Genomic DNA, 21,719 nt, shown 5'->3' with positions numbered 1-21,719 from the left:
GGCAACCGGACGCCGCGGCTCCGTGCGACGCATACAAGATACAGGAGAGCAACATGGCATTAACGGATCTGACCATCCACGAACTGCAGACGCTGCTGAAAAACCGGGAAGTCTCTTCCCGCGAACTTACCGAAGCTTTTCTGACGCGCATCCAACTCACCGACGCCCAGATCGGTGCCTACATAACCCTTTGTGAAGAACCGGCCCTGAACAGCGCCGATGCCGCCGATGCGCGGCTGGCCGCCGGCAATGCCGCCGCACTGACGGGCATCCCGCTGGCGCTCAAGGATATTTTCGTTACCGCCGGGACCCGCACCACCTGCGCCTCAAGGATCCTCGACAACTTCATCCCCCCGTATGACGGCACCGCGGTGCGCCGGCTCAGGGAACAGGGGGCGGTGCTGCTCGGCAAGCTGAACATGGACGAATTCGCCATGGGCAGTTCCAATGAAAACAGCGCCTTCGGCACGGTCAGAAACCCCTGGAATCAGGCATGCGTGCCCGGCGGGTCGTCGGGCGGGTCGGCTGCCGCCGTGGCGGCGCGCCAGGCGGTGGCGACCCTGGGCACGGACACCGGCGGATCGATTCGCCAGCCGGCCTCCCACTGCGGCGTGGTCGGGCTCAAACCGACCTACGGCCGGGTGTCGCGCTACGGCGTCATCGCCTACGCCTCCTCCCTCGATCAGGTCGGACCGCTGACCCGCGACGTGGAAGACTGCGCCATCATGCTCGGCGCGGTGGCCGGTTACGACCCCGCCGACTCGACTTCCGTCAACCTGCCGGTGCCGGATTATCAGGCTGCGCTCCGTCAGGGAATCAAGGGCCTGCGCATCGGTCTGCCCAGGGAATATTTCATCGAAGGGCTCGATAAAGACATCCGGCAGTGCGTCGACAAAGCCATCGCCACCCTGCGGGAACTCGGCGCCGAACCGGTGGAGGTCTCCCTGCCCCATACCGAATACGCCGTGGCCTGTTACTACCTCATCGCCACCGCCGAAGCTTCCAGCAACCTGGCCCGCTACGACGGCGTGCGTTACGGCCGGCGTGTGGATGAGGGGCGAGGCCTGATCGACATGTATATGCAGAGCCGCGCCGCCGGCTTCGGACCCGAGGTCAAACGCCGCATCATGCTCGGCACCTACGCCCTGTCATCGGGTTATTACGATGCCTACTATCTCAAGGCCCAGAAAGTGCGGACCCTGATCCGCCAGGACTTCCTCGACGCGTTCCATCAGGTCGATGTCATTCTCACGCCCGTGGCGCCGACACCGGCATTTCGCATCGGCGAAAAAACCGCGGATCCGCTGCAGATGTACCTGTCGGACATCTTCACCATTCCGGTCAACCTCGCCGGCACCTGCGGCATCAGCGTGCCCTGCGGTTTCTCCCGGAACGGCCTGCCCATCGGCATGCAGCTCGTCGGCCGGCCGTTTGACGAGGCAACGATCCTGAAGACCGCCCATGCCTACGAGCAGGCAACCGACTGGCACCGTCACAAGGCGCCTCTGTAGCCTCGGCATCGACCATGATATTCGTGCAGCAACGGGCCGGAACCGCCCGCTGCCCGCATGCGGAAGGAATCGACCATGAAATCGCGCTATGAAGTTGTCATCGGACTGGAAGTCCACGTTCAGCTCACCACCCAAACCAAAATCTTCTGCAACTGTTCCACGGCCTTCGGCAACCAGCCCAACAGCCAGACCTGCCCGGTATGTCTCGGCCTGCCCGGCGCTTTGCCGGTGCTCAACCGCAAGGTGGTGGAATACGCCATCAAGACCGGCCTGGCCACCAACTGCGGCATCACCCCACGCTCCATCTTCGCCCGTAAAAACTACTTTTATCCGGACCTGCCCAAAGGCTACCAGATTTCCCAGTTCGAACTGCCGATCTGTGAACACGGGCGTCTCGATATCGAGGTGGATGGCCGATCCAAATCGATCGGCATCACCCGCATCCACATGGAGGAAGACGCCGGCAAACTGCTGCACGACAGCGGCGACACCTCTCGGGTCGATCTCAACCGCGCCTGCACGCCACTGCTGGAGATCGTCTCCGAACCGGACATGCGTTCCTCCGACGAGGCCATCGCCTACCTGAAAAAACTGCATCAGATCGTGGTCTATCTTGGCGTCTGCGACGGCAACCTGGAGGAAGGCTCTTTCCGTTGCGACGCCAACGTATCGATCCGCCCCTGGGGGCAGAAGGAATTCGGCACCCGCGCCGAACTCAAAAACATCAACTCCTTCCGCTTCATCAAGCAGGCCATCGACTACGAGATCGAGCGCCAGACTGACATCCTCGATGACGGCGGCAGGGTGGTGCAGGAAACCCGCCTGTTCGACACCGCCAGCGGCACCACCCGCTCCATGCGCGGCAAGGAAGAAGCCCACGACTATCGTTACTTCCCCGATCCCGACCTGGTGCCGCTCATGGTTTCGGCCGACCTGGTGGAGCAGATGCGCCGTGAGCTGCCCGAGCTGCCCGAAGCCAAGATCGCCCGCTTTATCGGCGAGCTCGGCCTCGCCCGATACGATGCCGAAGTGCTGGCCGCCGACCGCGCCATGGCCGAATACTACGATGCCCTGGTGGTGCTCAACGGCAATGCCAAGCTGTGCGCCAACTGGGTGATGGGCGAGCTGCAGCGCGCCCTGAACGATTCGGGCATGCGTGTCGCCGACTGCCCGGTAACCCCGCCGATGCTGAACGGCATGCTCAGGCGTATCGACGACAATACCATCTCCAACAAAATCGCCAAGACCGTCTTCGATGCCATGTGGCAGAGCGGCAAGGACGCTGACGCCATTATCGGGGAACAGGGTCTGAAGCAGGTCACCGACACCGGGGCCATCGAAGCCGCCATCGACGCTGTGCTGGCCGCCAATCCCGGTCAGGTCGAGGAATACCGCGCCGGCAAGGACAAGCTGATAGGCTTTTTCGTCGGCCAGGTCATGCGCGCCACCAAGGGCAAGGCCAATCCCGCGGCCCTGAACGAGCTGCTCAAGAAAAAACTGGCGGGGGAGTGAACCAGCTGCTTTTTACAGGAGTTGTCCATGTCCATCAGACCCATTGAATATCGGGACGGAGCGATCCGCATGATCGATCAGCGCCTGCTGCCGACGCAGGAGGTGTGGATCCGATACCGCGACTATCAAAGCGTGGCCGAAGCCATACGCAGCATGGTGGTTCGCGGCGCGCCCGCCATCGGCGTGGCGGCGGCCTTCGGCGTCGCTTTCGGCGCCCGCGACATCGCGGCGGCCGGCTTCGGAGAGTTTTACGCCGAACTGGAAAAGGTGTGCGCCACCCTGGCCGCTACCCGGCCCACGGCCGTCAACCTGTTCTGGGCGCTGGACCGCATGCGGACCCGCGCGCGACAGCTGGCCGGCAGCCCCCTCGACGACATCCGCACAGAGCTGCTGAACGAAGCGCTGGCTGTCGCCGCCGAGGACGAGGCCAGCAACCGCGCCATGGGCCGCCACGGCGCGGTACTGATCCCCGACGGTGCACGGATACTGACCCATTGCAACGCCGGCGCGCTGGCCACCGGTGGCTACGGAACGGCTCTGGGCGTGATCCGGGCCGCGGTGGAAAGCGGCAAAAGCGTCAGCGTACTGGCGGATGAAACGCGGCCGTTTCTGCAGGGCGCCCGCCTGACGGCCTGGGAGTTGCACAAGGATGGCATCCCTGTCACGCTGATCTGCGACAACATGGCCGGCGCGCTCATGCGCCAGGGAGAAATCGACGGCGTCATCGTGGGCGCCGACCGCATTGCCGCCAACGGCGATGTGGCCAACAAGATCGGCACCTACAGCGTCGCGGTTCTGGCCAGAGAACACGGCCTGCCCTTCTATGTCGCCGCGCCGCTGTCGACCATCGACCGCAACATTGCCGACGGCGACCAGATCCCTATCGAGGAGCGGGACGCCATCGAGGTCACCCACTGCGGCGCCACCCGTCTGGCTCCGGAAGGCATCCGGGTGCGCAATCCCGCTTTCGATGTCACTCCGGCACGGCTGGTGACCGCCATCATTACCGAGCGCGGGGTGGTTCGTGGCGATTACGTCGCCGGGCTGGCCCAGCTTTTCAGGGAGCATCGCTGAGCCATGAGCCCGGAGCAACTGTCGGCCCGACTGGAATCCCTTTGTGTCCAGGGAGATGAAAAAACCCTGGCCACCGTTGCCACCGATCTCGGTTTTTCCGAGGGTTCCAAAACAGCCGCCAATCTTCTGTGTCTCTACCCCTGGGCGGGCAACGGCGCCGCGCTCGCGCGCCTTGCCCGCCAGGCGTTGACCGCGGCCGACCCCGACCAGGCTCTAAACGGTCTCGAACGTCTGGCGGGGATGCTGTCCCCGCTGGACCGGCAGGACCTGTTTTCCCGAAACGAAGCGTGCGGCATGCTGCTGGTGATGCTCGGCGCATCGACCTTCCTGACCAATATCCTGTGCCGGCGCCCGGCCCTGTGTCGCCCACTGTTTGTCGATGACCAACTGCTGCGGGGCAAGGACTTCGACCGCATGCTTGCCGAGCTTCAGCAAACCGCGCCGGGTCCCGGAAATTTCCCGGAACTGCAGAAACAGCTGCGGCTGTACAAACAACAGGAAATCCTGCGCATTGCCGGCCGGGATCTTAACGGACTGGCCTGCCTGACGGAAACCACCGCCGAACTGTCCGACCTGGCCGCAGCCTGCCTGCAGCGCGCCGTCGACATCTGCGGCAACCTGCTGCAGGCGGAACACGGGGTGCCCCTTGTCGCGCCGTCCGCGGATGCGCCGGCCGCCCGTGCTGAATTCGTGGTTCTCGCCATGGGTAAATTCGGCGGCCGCGAACTCAATTTCTCCTCCGACATCGACCTGATTTACTGCTATTCGAATGATCGCGGCACCACAACCGGCATTCCGGACGAGCACGGAGGCTTGAAAAACCAGCTGATATTGCATCAGTATTTCGTCAAACTGGCGGAACTGGTCACCCGCGCCATCGGTCAGCGCACCGAAGACGGGGTGGTCTTCCGGGTCGATCTCAACCTGCGCCCGGAGGGCAGGAGCGGCGAAGTGGTCAACTCGCTGCGCGGCACCGAATCCTATTACGAAAACTGGGGACAGAGCTGGGAGCGCTGCGCCATGCTCAAGGCCAGGCCGGTGGCGGGCTGTCTGGAACTCGGCGAGGAACTGCTGCACTATCTGGATCCATTCATCTACCGGCGCTACCTCGATTACACCATGATCGAGGATCTGAAAATAATGAAGCAGAAGATCGACCGCAACCTGACCCGTGAAAGGGAGGGCGAGCTCAATCTGAAGCTTGGTCAGGGCGGCATTCGGGAAATCGAGTTTTTTATTCAGGCCATGCAGTTGATCCATTCCGGCAAACATCCGGGCCTGCGCGAACGGAATTCCCTCAAGGCACTGAGCCTGCTGCGCCGCGAAGGCCTCGTCGATGAAGAAACCTACGATATTCTGTCAGCCGCCTACGTATTTCTGCGCAACACCGAACATCGCATCCAGGTAGAGCAGGAGCGGCAGACCCACAACCTGCCGCGCAACCCCCGCGAGCTGCAACTGCTGGCGCGGCGCTGCGGCCATGTCGATGGCTCCGCATTCCTCAGTGAGCTGGAGCATCACCGTGCCGGGGTGAAGGCGATCTATCACGACCTTTTCTATACCGGAGAGGAGGAAGCCGCCGCCGAGGTCGGCCGCGAGGTGCGCATGCTGCTCGACCCTGCCCTCGACAGCGATCTGGCCAAGGATGTCCTTGAGGAAAAAGGTTTCGGCAACCCGGATGCCGCCTATGAAAATCTGCTGACCCTGCGGGACGGGCCACCCTTCGTGCGCCTGTCCGCCCTGGGGCGCCGGCATCTGGAGCGGATCGCGCCGCTGCTGCTGCAGGAATGTCTCGATTCCCCCGAGCCGGACATGGCGCTGGGCAATCTGGAACGCTTCCTGTCGGGGCTGCATGCCCGCGCCACCTTTTACGCCCTGCTGGCCGAAAACCGGCAGATCCTCAAGCTGCTCATCTCCCTTTTCGGCACCAGCCAGTTTCTGTCGCGCAATCTCATTTTGCATCCTGAAATCCTCGATATGCTGGTGGCCCGGGCTCACGCCGTGGAGCGCAAGTCCCGTGCCGACATGGAACAGGATCTCGGACGTCTGCTGCAACTGGCACCCGACTACGAGAGCCGGCTCGACGCCCTGCGGCACTTCCGCAACGAGGAGTTCCTGCGCATAGCGCTCAACGACCTGCACGGCCGCATGCCTCCCCAGGAAGGCCCGCGGCAGCTCACGCAACTGGCCGAGGTGCTTCTCGACAAGGCGGTGTCCATCGCCCGACAGGAACTGCTGCCGCGCTTCGGGCTGCCCATGTGCCGGCAACAGGACGGTTCCCTTGCGGAAGCCGGTTTTGTCATCATCGGCATGGGCAAGCTTGGCGGCCGGGAGATCACCTACCACTCGGAGCTGGACATTATTTTCATCTTTGAGGGGGAAGGAACAACGGTCGCAGCACCGCAAACCGATCCGCGGCGGTTTCGCCGGCGCGACAACCGGGAATATTTTGCCCAACTGGCGCAGCGCATTATTTCCATCCTCAGTCTCACCACCCGTGAAGGGTATGTCTACCGGCTCGATACCCGGCTGCGCCCTTCCGGTCACCAGGGCCCCCTGGTCACCAGCCTGGACGCCTACCGCGCTTACCACGCGTCTTCGGCCCAGCTGTGGGAGCGGCAGGCTCTGATCAAGGCCAGGGTGGTGGCCGGCACGGGGCCTCTGGCCGACCGCGTCGCTACCTACAACCGGGATATTGTTTATCATCAGCCCCTGCCCGCCGGTCACCGGAATGAAATTTACCAGCTGCGCCAGCGCATGGAGCAGGAACTTGCCCGGGAAAATGGCGGCCGCCTCGACATCAAAACCGGCCGGGGGGGTATGCTCGATGTCGAATTTCTGGTTCAGTACCTGCAGTTGCTGCATGGTGGCGGGCACCCGTCACTGCAGACGCCCAATACCCTTGAAGCCCTCAAGGCACTGCGCCGCGACGGGCTGCTGGAAAAAACCGAATACCGTCTGCTGGCGGGGGGATACCAGTTCCTGCGCCGGCTGGAGAGTCGCCTGCGGCTGGTCCACGATCAATCCATCAACACTTTTTCCGGTGACAGCGCCACCCTGGCAAAGCTGGCACGGCGCCTTGGCTATGAGCAGGCCGGCGCCGACCGGCAACTCATGGCCGCCTACCACAACGCCACCGAAAATATCCGCGCCATTTTCAACCGCTGCCTGGGTGCCGGCAACAGCCGCGAGAGCTGAATCCCGGCGGCGCCCCCCCTCCCTTCAATCCGGACACCAGCGGAAACGCTACGATGAAGGCTTCAGTCGATGCGAATTCGCCGGCCCTCAAACCCGACGGTCTGTCCGGAGCGGATTTTACACCTTTTGCGCAATTCCACCTGACCGTCAACCGTTACCTGCCCCTGAGCCACGGCCGTTTTCGCCATGCCGCCGCTACCGCACAGCCCCGTCACCTTCAACAGGCTGCAAAGTTCGATAAATTCCTGTCCCCGCAATTGGAAAATCTCCATGATCTGCTGTGTCCCCCTTATGGAATGCGTGCGAAACCGGCTGTCATTATGCCCGCGGCCCACCTTGCGGTCAATCGCAAGTCAGGGGCAAATGCGGGCTTGCGGTCCCGGTGCCGCCTGTGGTACCAATGCCAAAATTTTGTACCTGGAGAGACACCATGATTCACCTTACCAATATCACCAGACAACACGGATCACAGATCCTTTTCGATGGGGCCAGCTTTCAGATACCCGCCGCGACACGCACCGGCCTGGTCGGCCCCAACGGTGCCGGCAAGACCTCCATTTTCCGCCTGATCACCGGCGAGGAAATGCCGGACCGCGGTGAAATCAGCTGCGCAAAGAAAGCCGTCATAGGCTATTTTTCCCAGGATGTCGGCGAAATGTCCGGACGCTCCGCCCTTGAAGAGGTCATAGCCGCATCGGCGCGCACCGTGGAACTCGGACGGAGAATCCGCGAAATGGAAACGGCCATGTGCGAACCGATGCCGGACGATGCCCTGGCAGACCTGCTGGAGCGTTACGGCGACGCCCATCAGGAATTTGAACACCGCGGCGGCTACGAGCTTGAAAACCGTGCCAAAGCGGTTCTGGCCGGCCTCGGCATCGATCCGCAGGCCCAGGCGCGGCCGGTTGAATCGTTCAGCGGCGGCTGGAAAATGCGTATCGCCCTGGCCAGAATCCTGACCCTGAATCCGGATGTACTGCTGCTCGACGAACCGACCAACCATCTCGATGTCGAATCGATCGTCTGGCTGGAGAGCTGGCTGGCGGAAGAATACAGTGGCGCGCTGCTAATGACCAGTCACGACCGCGACTTCATGAACCGGCTGGTAAGCCGCATCGTGGAAGTCGGCAACGGCACCATCACCACCTACGGCGGCAACTACGACTTTTATCTGCGCGAACGCGAAATCCGCCGTGAGCAGCTGCTGGCCAGCTTCCGCCGCCAACAGGAGATGCTGGCCAAGGAGGAAGAATTCATCGCGCGTTTCGCCGCCCGCGCTTCCCATGCGGCGCAGGTCCAGTCACGGGTCAGAAAGCTGGAAAAAATCGAGCGCATCAAACTGCCGCCGGAGCAGAAGGTGGTTCGCTTCGAATTCACGGAACCGCCCCGCAGCGGCGACGACGTCGTCGTCATGCAGGATCTCGGCAAGACCTGGGATCTCCCCGAAGGCGGCGGCAAGTCTGTATTCGGCGGCGTGTCGGGCCTCATCCGGCGCGGCGAAAAAATCGCCGTGGTCGGGGTCAACGGTGCCGGCAAGTCGACCTTTCTCAAGGTTCTGGCAGGACACACCGCCCCCTCGGCCGGTGCGGTGACTATCGGTGCCAACGTGCATGCCGGTTATTTCAGTCAGCATGCCATGGATATCCTCGACCCGGGCAGAACCGTTCTGGAAACGATCAGCGAGGCCCTGCCCACGGCCAGCGTCGGGGTGGTGCGCAACCTCTGCGCCGCCTTTCTGTTTCAAGGTGACGATGTGGATAAACGCATCGAGATCTTGTCCGGAGGCGAAAAGAGCCGCGTGGTGCTGGCTACCCTGCTGGCCCGGCCGCTCAATCTCCTGATTCTCGACGAACCGACCAACCATCTGGATATCGTGTCCCGCGAAGTCCTTCTGGATGCGCTGAAACGGTTTGGCGGCACCGTGGTGCTGGTCAGCCATGACCGGCATTTTCTGCGCAGCCTGGTCGACCGTGTTTATGAAATCGACCACGGCCGCATGCTGGCCTATGAAGGTGATTACGATTATTACCTGCAAAAATCCGGGCAGGAAGCCGTTTCTATCACTCAGGCCGTTTAAAACGGCAAGCTTGTGTCCATCCGGAGGCCCGCCATGGACACAAGCCGGGCCTTGACGTGATGCTCCGGAAAAGGATAAACAAAGGTCTAACCGTTCGGCGTCAGGTATCAAGTTCCATTGGCAATGACGCCGGCAGACATCTGTTGGAGGGCTGCATGAAAAAAATTCTTGTTCTGCACGGGATCAACCTGAACATGTTCGGCAAGCGCGATGCAGCCCATTACGGGACCATCACTCTGGCCGAGATCGACGCCCGCATCGCCGCATGGGCGACCGGTCTCGGCGTCGAGGTCGAGTGTTTTCAAACCAATAGCGAAGCCGACATGGTCGAGCGCATTCACCGCGCCCACGGGGAACAGGTCGCCGCCGTGGTCATCAATGCCGGTGCCTGGACCCATTACAGTTACGGCATTGCCGACGCGCTTGGCATCCTCAACATCCCCATCGTGGAGGTGCACATGTCCAACATCCATGCCCGTGAAGCGTTCCGCCAGCATTCGGTCATCGCCGCGCTGGCAAAGGGGCAGATTTGCGGGTTCGGCGCAGAGAGCTATCATCTCGGCCTGCTCGCCGCCGCAAGCCTGATCCAGGACAACGACTGACACCTTCACGGCGCCGTATCCGTACCGGCGGAAAAACGTCCCCCCTGAAAAACAAATCCTGTTGTTTCATTGCAAAGGGCCCCCGTCCATCGACGGGGGCCCTTTGCAAAAATCAAAGCGGTAACCCCTGTCAGAGCAGCTGGTTCACCGCATCGATAGCGGCCTGGTAATCGGGTTCCTCCACGACCTCCCTGACCAGCTGGAAATATTTCAGCGTCCCGTTGCGATCGATGACCAGTACGGCCCGTGCCAGAAGTTTGAGTTCCTTGATCAGCAGACCGTAATCGAGGCCGAAAGCGCGTTCCTGGTAGTCGGACAGGGTTTTGACCCGTTCGATGCCGGCATTGCCGCACCAGCGCGCCTGGGCAAAGGGCAGATCGACACTGACGGTGTAAACCACGACGTCATCGGGCAACTCGGCCGCCTGCTGATTGAAGCGACGGGCCATGGTATCGCACACCGGAGTGTCGAGGGACGGCACTACCGTGACCAGGCGAATTTTCCCGGCCGTGTCGGCCAGCGCCACGGGCTGCAGGTCGTTGCCGACCAGGGTAAAAGCAGGGGCGGCGGTTCCCACTTTCAGAGCTGGACCGACCAGCGTCAGGGGATTGCCTTTAAATGTCACCAGTCCTGTACGTTCTTCGGGCATGGGTATACTCCTTTGTATGGGTTGATTCGACTTATCAAGAGTATCGCATGCATATGCATCGTCAAACAGTTCAGACGAACGGCAGCGAAGGCAATCCCTTTCAGGCGCCTTTTTCTCCGCACAATCCGCAGCGGCTGCAACCGGGACCGCAGGGCGGGGTCGGTTCGCCGCGCCGGGCGCGATCGTATTCGGCCCGCAGGAAGCTGCGCGGCACCCCCTGATCGATGATTTCCCAGGGCAGCTTTTCATCTTCGGAGCGTTCCCTCGTCACGTAAAATCCCGCGTCGAGTCCTTCGCGGCGGCAGGCCGCAGCCAGGGAATCCCCCGCGGCAAGGTGCGGCAGCAAACGGCCAGTGCGGCGATCGCCCCGGGACAGCAACGCCTGAAGTTCCGAGGACTTGAGGGATTCACAGATGAGGCTGGTGTTGGGCATGCGCCCGACCTGGCGTTTCAGATACTGCAGCTTTTTTTTGAGGGACGCGACCGGTTCCATGGCCGCCCACTGCAACGGCGTGAACGGTTTGGGAATAAACGGATTGACGGACAAGGTCAGGTTACCGAGCCGGCCCCGCCGGCGTCCGGCATCTAGCCATACCTGCCGGATGTCTTGCGCGAGCCGCAGCAGGCTTTCAATGTCCTCAAAGGTTTCGGTGGGCAGGCCGATGAGAAAATAGAGTTTCAGATTGGGAATGCCCCCTTCGGCGATAAGGCGGGTGGCGGCAAGAATCTGCGCCTCGCTGAGACCCTTGTTGATAAAATCGCGAAGCCGCTGACTGCCGGCCTCGGGGGCGATCGCCACGGTGCGGTGACCGGATGCCGCCATCGCTTCGATATCACCGGCTGTCAGCGAATCGATGCGCACGCTGGCCACCGAAATGTGGCCGCCAGCCTGAAGAATCTGCTGGGCGATGGCGCCGATTTCACTATGATCGGCAACCGCCGGGCTTACCAGCCCCACCCGTTGCCGGTGCGCCAGGCCCTCTTCGATGATGGGCCGCAAACCGGCAGCGGAGCGCTCGCGAGGCGGCAGGTAGATATAGCCGGCCGCACAAAAGCGGCATTTGCGGGAGCAACCGCGCGACACCTCGACCAGGGTCATATCGCCGAACTCGGTATCGTCGGCATAGACGCAGGTGCGGCTGGGATGGTCGTCAAGGCGTCGCAGCCATTGGCGCCGGACATGTTCGGGAGCCCCCGCGCAGGACACCATGCTGGCAAGGGTTCCATCCTCGGTGTAATTCACCCGGTACAGGGAAGGGACATAGATCCCCGGCAGCCGGGCCAGATCGGCCAGCATTGCCGCCCGGGTTTCGTCCGTCCGGCGCAATCTGTCCAGAAACGGGGCCAGCAGAACCTCGGCTTCACCGACGGCAAAACAATCCATGATGCCCGCCAGCGGCTCCGGATTCAGAAACGCACAGACGCCGCCGCACAGCACCAGAGGATATTTATCCTGCCGCTCCTCTGCGAACAGCGGCATGCGCGCCAACCCGAAGATGTGCGGCAGGTTGAGATAATCGTTTTCGAAGGAGAGGGAAATAGCGACGAGGTCAAACTCTTCGAGAAACCGCCCTGATTCCAGAGAAAACAACGGATAGCCGGTTTTGCGATGTTCCGCCAGATCTTCGAGGTCCGGCAGAAAAAACCGCTCGCACAGCGCATCGTCGCGCCGGTTGATCCACTCGTAGACGGTCTGGAACCCCAGGTTGCTCATGGCCTGATGGTAGACATTCGGGTATATCAGAGCCACCGCCAGTCGCCCGCCCCATGGCCTGGAGGGCAGCCCGCGCTCGGCAGCCAGGCGGCGCTGTGCTTTGTCCAGAAGCTTTCGTGACATGCATTTCTCCCGAAACGACAACAAGCGGGAAGCGATCTTCCGCCCGTTGTGGTGATGCCCGGCGCTGTCCATCGGCACCCATGCGTCGGAGCGGCTATCTTAATCCAGAGCGGTTCTGGTGAAAACCCGAAGCGTAAGAATCGAAGGACCTTCGTGGAAAAGCATGCTTCGGTGATCGCGACCTCGGCAAAAACCTTGAAGCCGGCAGCTTGAAAAAACGGGGGAACCGTCTCAGGCTCCCCCGTCTGGGAATCATCGGATACTACAAATTCTGGGAACAGCGACCCACCGCCTGCCGGCATCACCGACAGACCCCGACCGGCGCGTTCGGAAAAGCGGACACAGGGCGGAGATCCCCGCATCCGGCCGATCCGGACCTGACGCGTCTGGGCCGATGGCCGACCGGATCAGTCGACCCGCTTGCGCATAAAGGTAGGGATGTCGTACTCGTGCTCATCCCCGAGCGTGGTGCGGAACGCCTTTGGCGCCTCTTTCTGCCGGTCACGGATGAAGGTCGGCAGATCACGGTCGACCTTGTCGAGTCCGGCGATGGCCCGGCTGCGCAAGTCCTCGACGTTGCGGCGCCCTTTTTCGAAGGAATCGCCGAAACCGGTCGCGATGGCGGTGATCTTGATGCGGTCGCCCATATCCTCATTGATCACCAGGCCGATAATGATGTTGGCCTCTTCGTGCACCTTGTCGTGGATGATGCTGGAAGCTTCGTCGAACTCCTCCATGGTCATGTTGGAGGATGCGGTGATGTTGACCAGCACACCCTTGGCGCCGGAGATATCGATATCCTCCAGCAGCGGGCTGCTGATGGCTTTCTGGGCGGCTTCCGCGGCACGGCGCTCGCCTTCGGCAAGACCGATGCCCATCATGGCCATGCCGCGCTCGCTCATGACCGCCTTGACATCGGCAAAGTCGACGTTGATCAGGCCACTGGTCGTGATCAGCTCGGAGATGCCCTGCACCGCCTGTCTGAGCACGTCGTCGGAGGGCTTGAAGGCATCGAGAATGCTGGTGTTTTTACCGGAAAGACCGAGCAGGCGGTCGTTTGGAATGACAATCAGGGAATCGACCACGTTTTTCAGGTTATCGATACCCTGCGCCGCCTTTTTCATGCGCTGCTTGCCTTCGCGGCTGAACGGCTTGGTCACCACCGCCACCGTCAGAGCACCCTGCTCCTTGGCGACTTCGGCGATGATCGGAGCCGCCCCGGTACCGGTCCCCCCCCCCAGGCCGGCAGCGATGAACACCATGTCGGCGCCTTCCAGGATCTCGGCCAGGCGCGAACGGTCTTCCTCCGCCGCGTCACGGCCGACCTCGGGATTGGCGCCGGCGCCGAGGCCCTTGGTCAGCTTGCCGCCGATCTGCAGTTTGACCGGTGCCCGGCTTTTACGCAACGCCTGGGCGTCGGTATTGGCGGCCACGAAATCGACCCCTTCCAGCTCCGCCATGATCATGGTGTTGACGGCATTGTTGCCGCCGCCACCGACGCCGATCACCTTGATTTTTGCGGTCTGGTCGATGTTTTCATCGAATTCGAACATGATATGATCCGACATAAATCCCTCCGATTCCCTTGTAGACCGGATCTCTCCGTAACCCGGCCGCGTTGATTAAAGCGCTGCCCCGCCGTGCTCAGAAAAACTCCACAAACCATTCCTTCATGCGACGGAAAACCCGATCGAACAGGTTATCCGTGCTCGCTTTGTTGAACTTGGGCGCACCGCCGCAACGCGCCCCGTATTTGATCAGACCGACCCCGGTGGCATAAATGGGCGAGTTGACCACATCGGTCAGGCCGCCGATGCCCTGCGGCAAGCCGCGGCGCACCGGCAGGTTGAAAATCTGTTCGGCCATTTCCGGCATGCCGGGCAGGATGCAACTGCCCCCGGTCAGCACGATGCCGGAAGCGAGCAGATCCTCCAGGCCGCTCTTGATGATTTCACGCTGCACCAGGGTAAAGATCTCCTCGACCCGCGGTTCAAGAATTTCGGCCAGCAGATGCCGTGACAGGATGCGCGGTTCACGCCCCCCCACAGAGGGCACCTCGATGGTTTCATCCTTGCCGACCATCGAGGTCATGGCGCAGCCGTATTTCTGTTTGATCACCTCGGCTTCCGCCATGGGGGTGCGCAGCCCGACGGCGATATCGTTGGTCAGATGGTTGCCTCCCAGCGACAGCACCGAGGTGTGCTTGATGGCGCCGTCCACAAAAATGGCAATATCGGTGGTGCCGCCGCCGATATCGACGATGGCCACGCCGAGATCCTTTTCGTCCGGAGACAGCACCGCTTCGGACGAAGCCAGCTGTTCCAGCACGATATCGGCCACTTCCACATCGGCTTTGTAGCAGCTGCGCACGATATTCTGGGCACTGGCGGTGGCCGAAGTCACGATATGCACCTTGGCTTCAAGGCGCACGCCGCACATGCCGAGGGGGTCGAGAATGCCGTCCTGGTCGTCGATGATATATTCCTGCGGCAGGGTATGGATGACTTCGCGGTCCATGGGGATGGCGATAGCCCTGGCCGCGTCGAGCACCCTGCGGATATCGTCATGGGTCACTTCCCGCGTCTTGATGGCGATGACGCCCTGGGAATTGAATCCGCGGATATGGCCTCCGGCGATACCGGCATACACGCTGTCAATCTTGCAGTCAGCCATCAGTTCGGCATCGTTGAGAGCCTTGCGAATCGCCTCGACGGTACTTTCTATGTTGATCACCACGCCCTTGCGCAATCCGCGCGAAGGGCTGGTGCCAATGCCGACGATATCCAGACCTTCTTCGGTCTGATGGCCGACAATGGCGCAAATCTTGGTGGTGCCGATATCCAGGCCTACGATCAGGCTGTTTTTGTTATTGCTCATGTGCGTGCCTTCCCCCTTGGTATCTAACCCTTGCCTCTTGCCTCGCCGGTTTCCAGCTTGACGATAACCCGCCGCGCGACATTCAGGTCGATGTAATCGATGATCCCCAGCCGTGTTGCCAATTGGGGAAAAATTTTCTCGAGGCGATCCAGCTTGGCACTGAAACCATCGTGTCCCAGGCGCACCGGCACACCGCCTTTGCAAGTATAAAGCGTAATGCCGCAGGTGTCGTCAAGTTTTAATTCGGAAACGTCCGCCGGCCTGAATACCTTGCGGTGCTCCAGTTCTTCCAGCAGCCGGATCGCTTCGTTGAGTCGCTGCAGGGTCGCATCCCTGTGCTCCAGCAGCGCCTGGCGCTCGATGCCGGAAATCACCGGAAAATTCAGACCATCGCCCCGTTCCAGGCGCTTGAAGATCTGCCCCGAAGCGTCAACGTAATACAGATAGTCGAGACGCACGATAGCTTTCGGGGTGCGCTCCTCGACCCGGATGACGAGTTGATCGGGAAACATGCGCCGCACCCTGGCCTCGGCGATCCAGGGATTTTGCTCGATGCGCCGGCCGATACGTTGCAGATCGAGTTCGAAAATATTGGCTCCGGCACGGACATCCGAAAGGGCGAGTATTTGCTTGCCGGGAATCCGGCGGTTGTTCTCCACCCGGATGTTCTCGATCCGGAAAAAATCGGAAGAGGACAGCGTCTGGCCGGCAAAGCGGGCGCCGGCAACCACCAGCGCCGCGCTGGCCAAGGTCAGGACAATCAAAAGTCCGCCGGTCAAAAGGCGGCGCCAGGGAACAACCCGGCGCGGCTTCCTGAAATGATTGCCTTTGCCCTTGGAACGCCGCTGTTTAGGGGGGGCCATATTCACCATGCTCACCTACCCTCTCCGGAAAATGTCTGGCTGAAGCAAGCTATTTCCTCAGAGCGGCACCTTCGAGAATGCGCTCCACCAGTTCATCGAAAGACAGACCGGCGGCCTGGGCCGCCTTGGGCAGCAGACTGGTTTCGGTCATACCCGGAATGGTATTGACCTCCAGACAGTAAAAATCCGTATCGGTCACCATGAAATCGACCCGCGCGGCGCCCTGGCAACCGACCGCCCTGAAAACCCTGACGGCGGCTTCCTGCAGTGCCAGATAAGTCGCCTCCGGCAAGGGTGCGGGCAGCAGATATTCGGTTTCACCCGGCGTATACTTGGACTGGTAGTCGTAAAATCCGCCCTTGGGTACCACCTGGATCACCGGCAACGGCTGACCATCGAGAACGCCCACTGTCACTTCGGCACCGGCAATGAACTGTTCCACCAGCACCAGGTCATCGTGCCGGAAAGCCTCCGCCAGACCTTCCTCCAGAGCGCGCCGGTCGTTGGCTATGCTGATGCCGATGGTGGAGCCTTCCCGGGCCGGCTTGACCACCAGGGGATAATCCGGCAGGTTGTCCGCAATAACATCGCCCTGGCGCAGCTCCGCAAACGCGGGGGTAACGATGCCATGGTAACAGAGCATCTTCTTGGTGGCCACCTTGTCCATGGCCAGGCTGGAAGCGAGCACGCCACTGCCGGTATAGGGAATGCCACATAGTTCCAGCAATCCCTGAACGGTGCCGTCCTCGCCGAAACGGCCATGCAGGGCAATGAATACCACCTCGGCACCGGCCCGCTCCAGTTGAGCCGGAAGATCCCGCCCGGCATCGATTTCAACAATCTGATAACCGCAGCGCTGCAATGCCTGACCGATGGCGCGGCCGGTGCGCAGCGATACGTCCCGCTCCGCCGAAAGTCCCCCCATTAATACCGCAATCTGCTTTTGTTTCAATTCCTGGCGCTGCATTTTGTCTCCCATTTCTGTTTGGTCGGGGACCCGCAAGGGCCGTCAGGCGTCGCCCACCACCTGTACTTCCGGTTCAAGCAGGATGCCGGTTTGTTCCCGGACTATTCTCTGAATCTCGGCGATCAGGGCCAGCACGTCCGAAGCCCTGGCGCCGCCGCGATTTACAATGAAATTGGTATGTTTTTCCGAAACCTCGGCATTGCCCACCGCGTACCCCCGCAGTCCGGCCCTGTCGATGAGTTTCCAGGCCTGCTCGCCTGGCGGGTTTTTGAACACCGAACCGGCGTTGGGCTTGCCGACGCCCTGCGCCTTGCGCCGGTTCTGCAGGCGGCTCTGAATGCGCTGCTCCAGCCATTGCGGGTCCGCGGGCTGAAACCGCAGCAGCGCCGCGGCGACAATCCGCCCATGCGGTAGCGCTGCCCGGCGGTAGCCCAGGTCGAGGCGTGCCGCGCTGCAGATTTCGATACCGTCCGGTCCGGCCAGAGAAACCGTCTCCAGAACTCCGGCGATGTCCTGGCCGCCAGCCCCCGCGTTCATGGCCACCGCACCGCCCACGGTCGCCGGAATACCGGCGAGATCTTCCAGACCGGCAAGACCCTTCCGGGCACAGGCGCGGACCAGGCGCATGAGCGGCAGGCCGCCGCCAACCCTGACCCTGCCTTCACCCAGGAATTCCGAATCGCGCAAGGCGCCTGTATGAATCACCGCGCCGCGAAAGCCTCCGTCTCTTATCAGCAGGTTGCTGCCGGTTCCAAGGGGCAGCCAGGGCACATCGACCCGCGCCAGAAGCCGCAGCGACGCCAGCAGTTCCGTCTCGTTTCGCGGTGCGATGAAAATATCGGCGGGGCCACCAATGCGCCAGGTGGTGTGGCGGCGCAAAGGTTCGCCGACCAGCACCGGTCCCTGCAGAATGTCGCGCAATTCGGCGGCCAGAAAATTCATCTCAGCCTCGCTGCTTGAGCCATTCGGCCAAAGTTTCGCCAACCTGCCAGACATTGCCGGCCCCCAGGGTCAGCACCAGGTCGCCAGGCTTGACAACCTGTTGCAGATGCGCCATCACCGCCTCGGCATCCGGGCAGAAATGGACCTCGCGATGACCGTGTCCGGCGATACCCTCGGCCAGCAGGCGGGCCTCGACCCCGGGAATCGGAGTCTCGCCGGCGGCATAGATATCCATCACCACCAGATAATCCGCCTGATAGAACGCGGTCACGAATTCATCGAACAGCGCCTGGGTGCGGCTGTAGCGATGCGGTTGGAACACCGCGACAATGCGGCGGTTCCACCCGGTACACGCAGCGGCCAGGGTCACCTTGATCTCGGCGGGGTGATGGCCGTAATCATCCACCACCATGATGTCCTGCCCCTGGTATTTGGGCTGGAAGCGCCGCTGCACACCGCAGAAATCGCGAAAGCCTTCGGCGATCCGGTCAAAAGGGATTTCCAGTTCGCGGGCGACGGCCACGGCAGCCAGCGCGTTGAGCACGTTATGCCGCCCCGGCATGCGGATCGACAACTGCCCGAGGCGTTCGCCCTGATAACAGACCGTAAAGGTGGTCCGCTCTTCCTGATGGCAAACATCCAGTGCGTTGTAATCGGCCTGGGTAGTCATGCCATAGGTGACGAAACGCTTGCGCACCTGGGGGATCAGGGACTGCACGTTGGCATCGTCAAGACACAGCACCGCCACGCCGAAAAAGGGAATTTTGTTAATGAAGTCGACGAAGGTCTGCTTGATCTGATCCAGGTCGGCGTAATAATCGAGATGATCCGCGTCGACATTGGTGACCACGGCAATGGTCGGCGACAGCTTGAGAAACGAGCCGTCCGATTCGTCGGCTTCGGCAACCAGAAACTTGCCCTGTCCGAGTTTGGCGTTGGAGCCGATGGAATCGAGCCGCCCGCCGATCACCACGGTCGGGTCGATGCCGGCCCGGGACAAAACGGTGGAAACCATGCTGGTGGTCGTGGTTTTGCCGTGGGTGCCAGCCACCGCGATGCCATATTTCATGCGCATCAGTTCTGCCAGCATTTCCGCACGCGGAATCACCGGGATCAGCCGCCGGTGGGCTTCGACCACTTCAGGATTTTCGGGCTTGACGGCTGTCGAGGTCACGACCACATCCGCTTCTCCGAGGTTTTCGGCAGCATGCCCATAGGCAATGACACCGCCAAGATCGGTCAAGCGGCGGGTGATCTCGGTTTCCCGGAGGTCTGAACCGCTGACCCGATAACCAAGGTTAAGCAGCACCTCGGCGATACCGCTCATGCCGATGCCGCCGATACCCACAAAATGTATGGTGCGAATTTTTCCGTACATAAACCGAATATTGACTTTCCCCGCTCAGAGCGGTGTTAAAAAACCGGTCAGTGTCTGTCGTACACGGAGCGACAAACGTTGAGAATGCGGTCGGCGGCCCCGGCAATGCCCAGCGACCTGGCCGCTGCCGCCATGTTCATCAGTTGCGAACGATTGTCGAGCAAATCGCTGACGAGGCTCGCCAGGTGTTCGGCGGTCAGATCAGGTTGCGGCAGAACCAGCGCCGCCCCCTTTCTGGCCATCGCCCGGGCGTTGATGGTCTGGTGATCCCCGGCCGCATGCGGATAGGGTATCAGAATCGCGGCCCGCCCGCAGGCCGCCAGTTCCGCCAGGGTGGTAGCGCCGGCGCGGCACACCACCAGGTGCGCCCGGGTGTAGGCGGACGCCATGTCGTCAATAAAAGGCACCACGGTTGCCTGAGGCCAGCCGGCCTCCGCATAGCCCTTTTGCACCCGCTGCAAATCCTCGGAGCCGGTCTGGTGCACGATCGTCAGCCTCTGCCGCCACCGGGAGAGCAACGGCAGGGCCGCCAGCACCGCGTCGTTGATGGCGCGGGCGCCGCGACTGCCGCCGAAAATCAGCAGTTCGGGCTGGTCGCCGCCGGGTGGAGAACTGGCTTCCATACCCTTGCGCAGGGGATTGCCGGTAACGATGGTGGTGGCGCGATGGAAGGCCCGCTCCGCTTCTGAAAAAGACAGGCAGACACAGCGTGCCCAGCGTCCCAGCAGGCGATTGGTCAGCCCCGGCCAGGCATTCTGCTCATGAATCACGGCGGGAATGCCCTTGAGCCGTGCCGCCACCAGCAGAGGCGCCGAAGCGTAGCCGCCGACACCGAGCACCACGTCGGGCCTGAATTCCCGCAGGATGCGCAATCCCTGCCAGACACTCCGTACCAGGCAGGGGACCATGCCGAGCTTGCCCAGCAGACCCCGATTGACAAAACCGCGGATATCAATAAACCGCAGCGGCATGCCAAGGGCGGGAATCACCCGGGCCTCGATGCCGCGCGTGGTACCGACAAACAGTACCTGTGCGGTCGGATCCTGTTCGATAAGCCGCTGCGCCAACGCCACGGCCGGAAACAGATGTCCGCCGGTACCTCCACCTGCCAGCAGCAGTCTCATGCCCGTCCCTCCTTGACCTGACTCGAGACATTCAGAAGTATGCCCACGGCGACCAGCGAAGCGACCAGACTGCTGCCGCCATAGGAAAGAAACGGCAATGCAAGTCCCTTGGTCGGCAACAACGAAGTCACCACTGCCATATTGGTAAACGCTTCGAGCCCCAGCAGCAGGGTCAGACCGAAGGCAAGATAGCGGCCGAAATCATCGGGCGCCATCCACGCAATGCGCAATCCCAACCAGACCAGCACCAGAAACAGCAGCGCAATGGTCAGCACGCCGATGAAGCCGGCCTCTTCGCCCACCACCGAAAAAATGAAATCGGTATGCGCCTCGGGCAAAAAGAACAGCTTCTGCTGACTCTGTCCGAGGCCCTGCCCCTTCCAGCCACCGTTGGCAAATGCGATGAGGCTCTGGGTTATCTGAAACCCCTCGTCGGAGGGGTATTTCCAGGGATCCATGAACGCCATCATGCGGCGCCGGCGGTAATCGACCCGCCAGATGGCCACATACAGGGCCGGCAGCGCCGGCAGAATGGAGAGCAGCAGGTGCCGGAGGCAACTGCCGGCGATCAGCATCATCCCCATCGCCACCGCCCCCATGGTCATGGCGCTGCCGAGATCCGGCTGCAGCATCAGCATCAGCAGCATCATGCCCAGAATGACCAGATAAGGCAGCACGCCAAGCTTGAAAGTGCGCAGGTTCTTTTCCGGCTTGCGGGCCAGTGAATGCGCCATGAACAGCACCAGAGCCAGCTTGGCCAACTCCGACGGCTGCATGGTGAAACCGGCTATGCGGATCCAGCGGGCGGCGCCGCCGGCGGTGGATCCGATACCTGGCACCAGCACCAGGGCAAGGCCGATGGTGCTGACCAGCAATCCCAGAGCGGCGAACTTCCGCAGCCGATGGTAATCGCAGCGCATCAGCCCGACCAGCAGCAGCATGCCGAACAGGGCATAGGCGCCCTGCCGCTTGAGGAAATAGAAACCGTCCTTGTAATGTTCCGCCGCCATAATGGAGGAAGACGAATAAACCATCAGCACACCGATGGCGGTAAGTACCGCCGTTACCGCCAGCAGCCAATAATCGTATCCGCCACGCTCGGTCATGC

The 21,719-nt window shown here is 61.7% G+C and carries 17 protein-coding genes; 6 read left to right on the top strand and 11 right to left on the bottom strand.

Annotated elements, in window-relative coordinates:
• Positions 1–53: 53 nt before the first annotated feature.
• The 4 genes from gatA (at position 54) to glnE (ending at position 7,295) form a co-directional block, all read left to right on the top strand.
• A complete protein-coding gene (gene gatA / locus AB7E65_RS00280) occupies positions 54–1,511 on the top strand; it encodes an Asp-tRNA(Asn)/Glu-tRNA(Gln) amidotransferase subunit GatA (protein WP_072287225.1) in 1,458 nt (485 codons plus the stop codon).
• Between the two features lie 75 nt (positions 1,512–1,586).
• A complete protein-coding gene (gene gatB / locus AB7E65_RS00275) occupies positions 1,587–3,023 on the top strand; it encodes an Asp-tRNA(Asn)/Glu-tRNA(Gln) amidotransferase subunit GatB (RefSeq protein WP_072287224.1) in 1,437 nt (478 codons plus the stop codon).
• A 27-nt stretch (positions 3,024–3,050) separates the two neighbouring features.
• On the top strand, positions 3,051–4,097 hold the full coding sequence (gene mtnA, locus AB7E65_RS00270) for an S-methyl-5-thioribose-1-phosphate isomerase (RefSeq protein WP_428745050.1): 1,047 nt from the start codon (positions 3,051–3,053) through the stop codon (positions 4,095–4,097).
• 3 nt (positions 4,098–4,100) lie between these two features.
• The gene (gene glnE / locus AB7E65_RS00265; RefSeq protein ID WP_428745049.1) at positions 4,101–7,295 is read left to right on the top strand and encodes a bifunctional [glutamate--ammonia ligase]-adenylyl-L-tyrosine phosphorylase/[glutamate--ammonia-ligase] adenylyltransferase; all 3,195 of its coding nucleotides are present in this window, start codon (positions 4,101–4,103) and stop codon (positions 7,293–7,295) included.
• Positions 7,296–7,357: 62 nt separating this feature from the next.
• Here the strand turns inward: glnE and AB7E65_RS00260 are convergent, their stop codons facing one another.
• Positions 7,358–7,567: an RNA-binding S4 domain-containing protein gene (locus AB7E65_RS00260; RefSeq protein ID WP_428745048.1), complete on the bottom strand. Its 210-nt coding sequence runs from the start codon at positions 7,565–7,567 to the stop codon at positions 7,358–7,360.
• A gap of 158 nt (positions 7,568–7,725) precedes the next feature.
• On the opposite strand from AB7E65_RS00260, the gene AB7E65_RS00255 reads away from it, so the two are divergent.
• A complete protein-coding gene (locus tag AB7E65_RS00255) occupies positions 7,726–9,372 on the top strand; it encodes an ABC-F family ATP-binding cassette domain-containing protein (RefSeq protein ID WP_428745047.1) in 1,647 nt (548 codons plus the stop codon).
• Positions 9,373–9,527: 155 nt separating this feature from the next.
• On the top strand, positions 9,528–9,974 hold the full coding sequence (gene aroQ, locus AB7E65_RS00250) for a type II 3-dehydroquinate dehydratase (RefSeq protein ID WP_428745046.1): 447 nt from the start codon (positions 9,528–9,530) through the stop codon (positions 9,972–9,974).
• 130 nt (positions 9,975–10,104) lie between these two features.
• Here the strand turns inward: aroQ and tpx are convergent, their stop codons facing one another.
• The 10 genes from tpx to ftsW form a co-directional block, all read right to left on the bottom strand.
• Complete coding sequence (gene tpx, locus AB7E65_RS00245; RefSeq protein ID WP_320361252.1) at positions 10,105–10,623, bottom strand: thiol peroxidase; 519 nt, start codon at positions 10,621–10,623, stop codon at positions 10,105–10,107.
• A 100-nt stretch (positions 10,624–10,723) separates the two neighbouring features.
• Complete coding sequence (locus AB7E65_RS00240) at positions 10,724–12,460, bottom strand: radical SAM protein (protein ID WP_428745045.1); 1,737 nt, start codon at positions 12,458–12,460, stop codon at positions 10,724–10,726.
• Positions 12,461–12,867: 407 nt separating this feature from the next.
• The gene (gene ftsZ / locus AB7E65_RS00235) at positions 12,868–14,013 is read right to left on the bottom strand and encodes a cell division protein FtsZ (RefSeq protein ID WP_407058560.1); all 1,146 of its coding nucleotides are present in this window, start codon (positions 14,011–14,013) and stop codon (positions 12,868–12,870) included.
• 91 nt (positions 14,014–14,104) lie between these two features.
• Positions 14,105–15,337, bottom strand: coding sequence for a cell division protein FtsA (ftsA, locus tag AB7E65_RS00230; RefSeq protein ID WP_072287218.1), 1,233 nt, complete (start codon positions 15,335–15,337; stop codon positions 14,105–14,107).
• 23 nt (positions 15,338–15,360) lie between these two features.
• A complete protein-coding gene (locus AB7E65_RS00225) occupies positions 15,361–16,209 on the bottom strand; it encodes a cell division protein FtsQ/DivIB (RefSeq protein ID WP_320361277.1) in 849 nt (282 codons plus the stop codon).
• A 40-nt stretch (positions 16,210–16,249) separates the two neighbouring features.
• Entirely contained in the window at positions 16,250–17,167 is a 918-nt protein-coding gene (locus AB7E65_RS00220) for a D-alanine--D-alanine ligase (RefSeq protein ID WP_072287216.1), read from the bottom strand.
• A gap of 42 nt (positions 17,168–17,209) precedes the next feature.
• Positions 17,210–18,109: a UDP-N-acetylmuramate dehydrogenase gene (murB, locus tag AB7E65_RS00215; protein WP_072287215.1), complete on the bottom strand. Its 900-nt coding sequence runs from the start codon at positions 18,107–18,109 to the stop codon at positions 17,210–17,212.
• Position 18,110: 1 nt separating this feature from the next.
• The gene (murC, locus tag AB7E65_RS00210) at positions 18,111–19,487 is read right to left on the bottom strand and encodes a UDP-N-acetylmuramate--L-alanine ligase (RefSeq protein ID WP_320361257.1); all 1,377 of its coding nucleotides are present in this window, start codon (positions 19,485–19,487) and stop codon (positions 18,111–18,113) included.
• Between the two features lie 47 nt (positions 19,488–19,534).
• Positions 19,535–20,611, bottom strand: coding sequence for an undecaprenyldiphospho-muramoylpentapeptide beta-N-acetylglucosaminyltransferase (gene murG, locus AB7E65_RS00205; protein WP_072287213.1), 1,077 nt, complete (start codon positions 20,609–20,611; stop codon positions 19,535–19,537).
• On the bottom strand, positions 20,608–21,717 hold the full coding sequence (gene ftsW, locus AB7E65_RS00200; RefSeq protein WP_072287212.1) for a putative lipid II flippase FtsW: 1,110 nt from the start codon (positions 21,715–21,717) through the stop codon (positions 20,608–20,610). The genes murG and ftsW overlap by 4 nt, the downstream gene beginning before the upstream one ends.
• Positions 21,718–21,719: the final 2 nt, after the last annotated feature.

Source organism: Syntrophotalea sp. (assembly GCF_050253115.1).
In the GTDB taxonomy this organism is placed as follows: Bacteria; Desulfobacterota; Desulfuromonadia; order Desulfuromonadales; family Syntrophotaleaceae; genus Syntrophotalea; species Syntrophotalea acetylenica.
The sequence above is the reverse complement of the archived record's forward strand: the minus strand, read 5'-3'. Positions and strand labels throughout refer to the sequence as shown.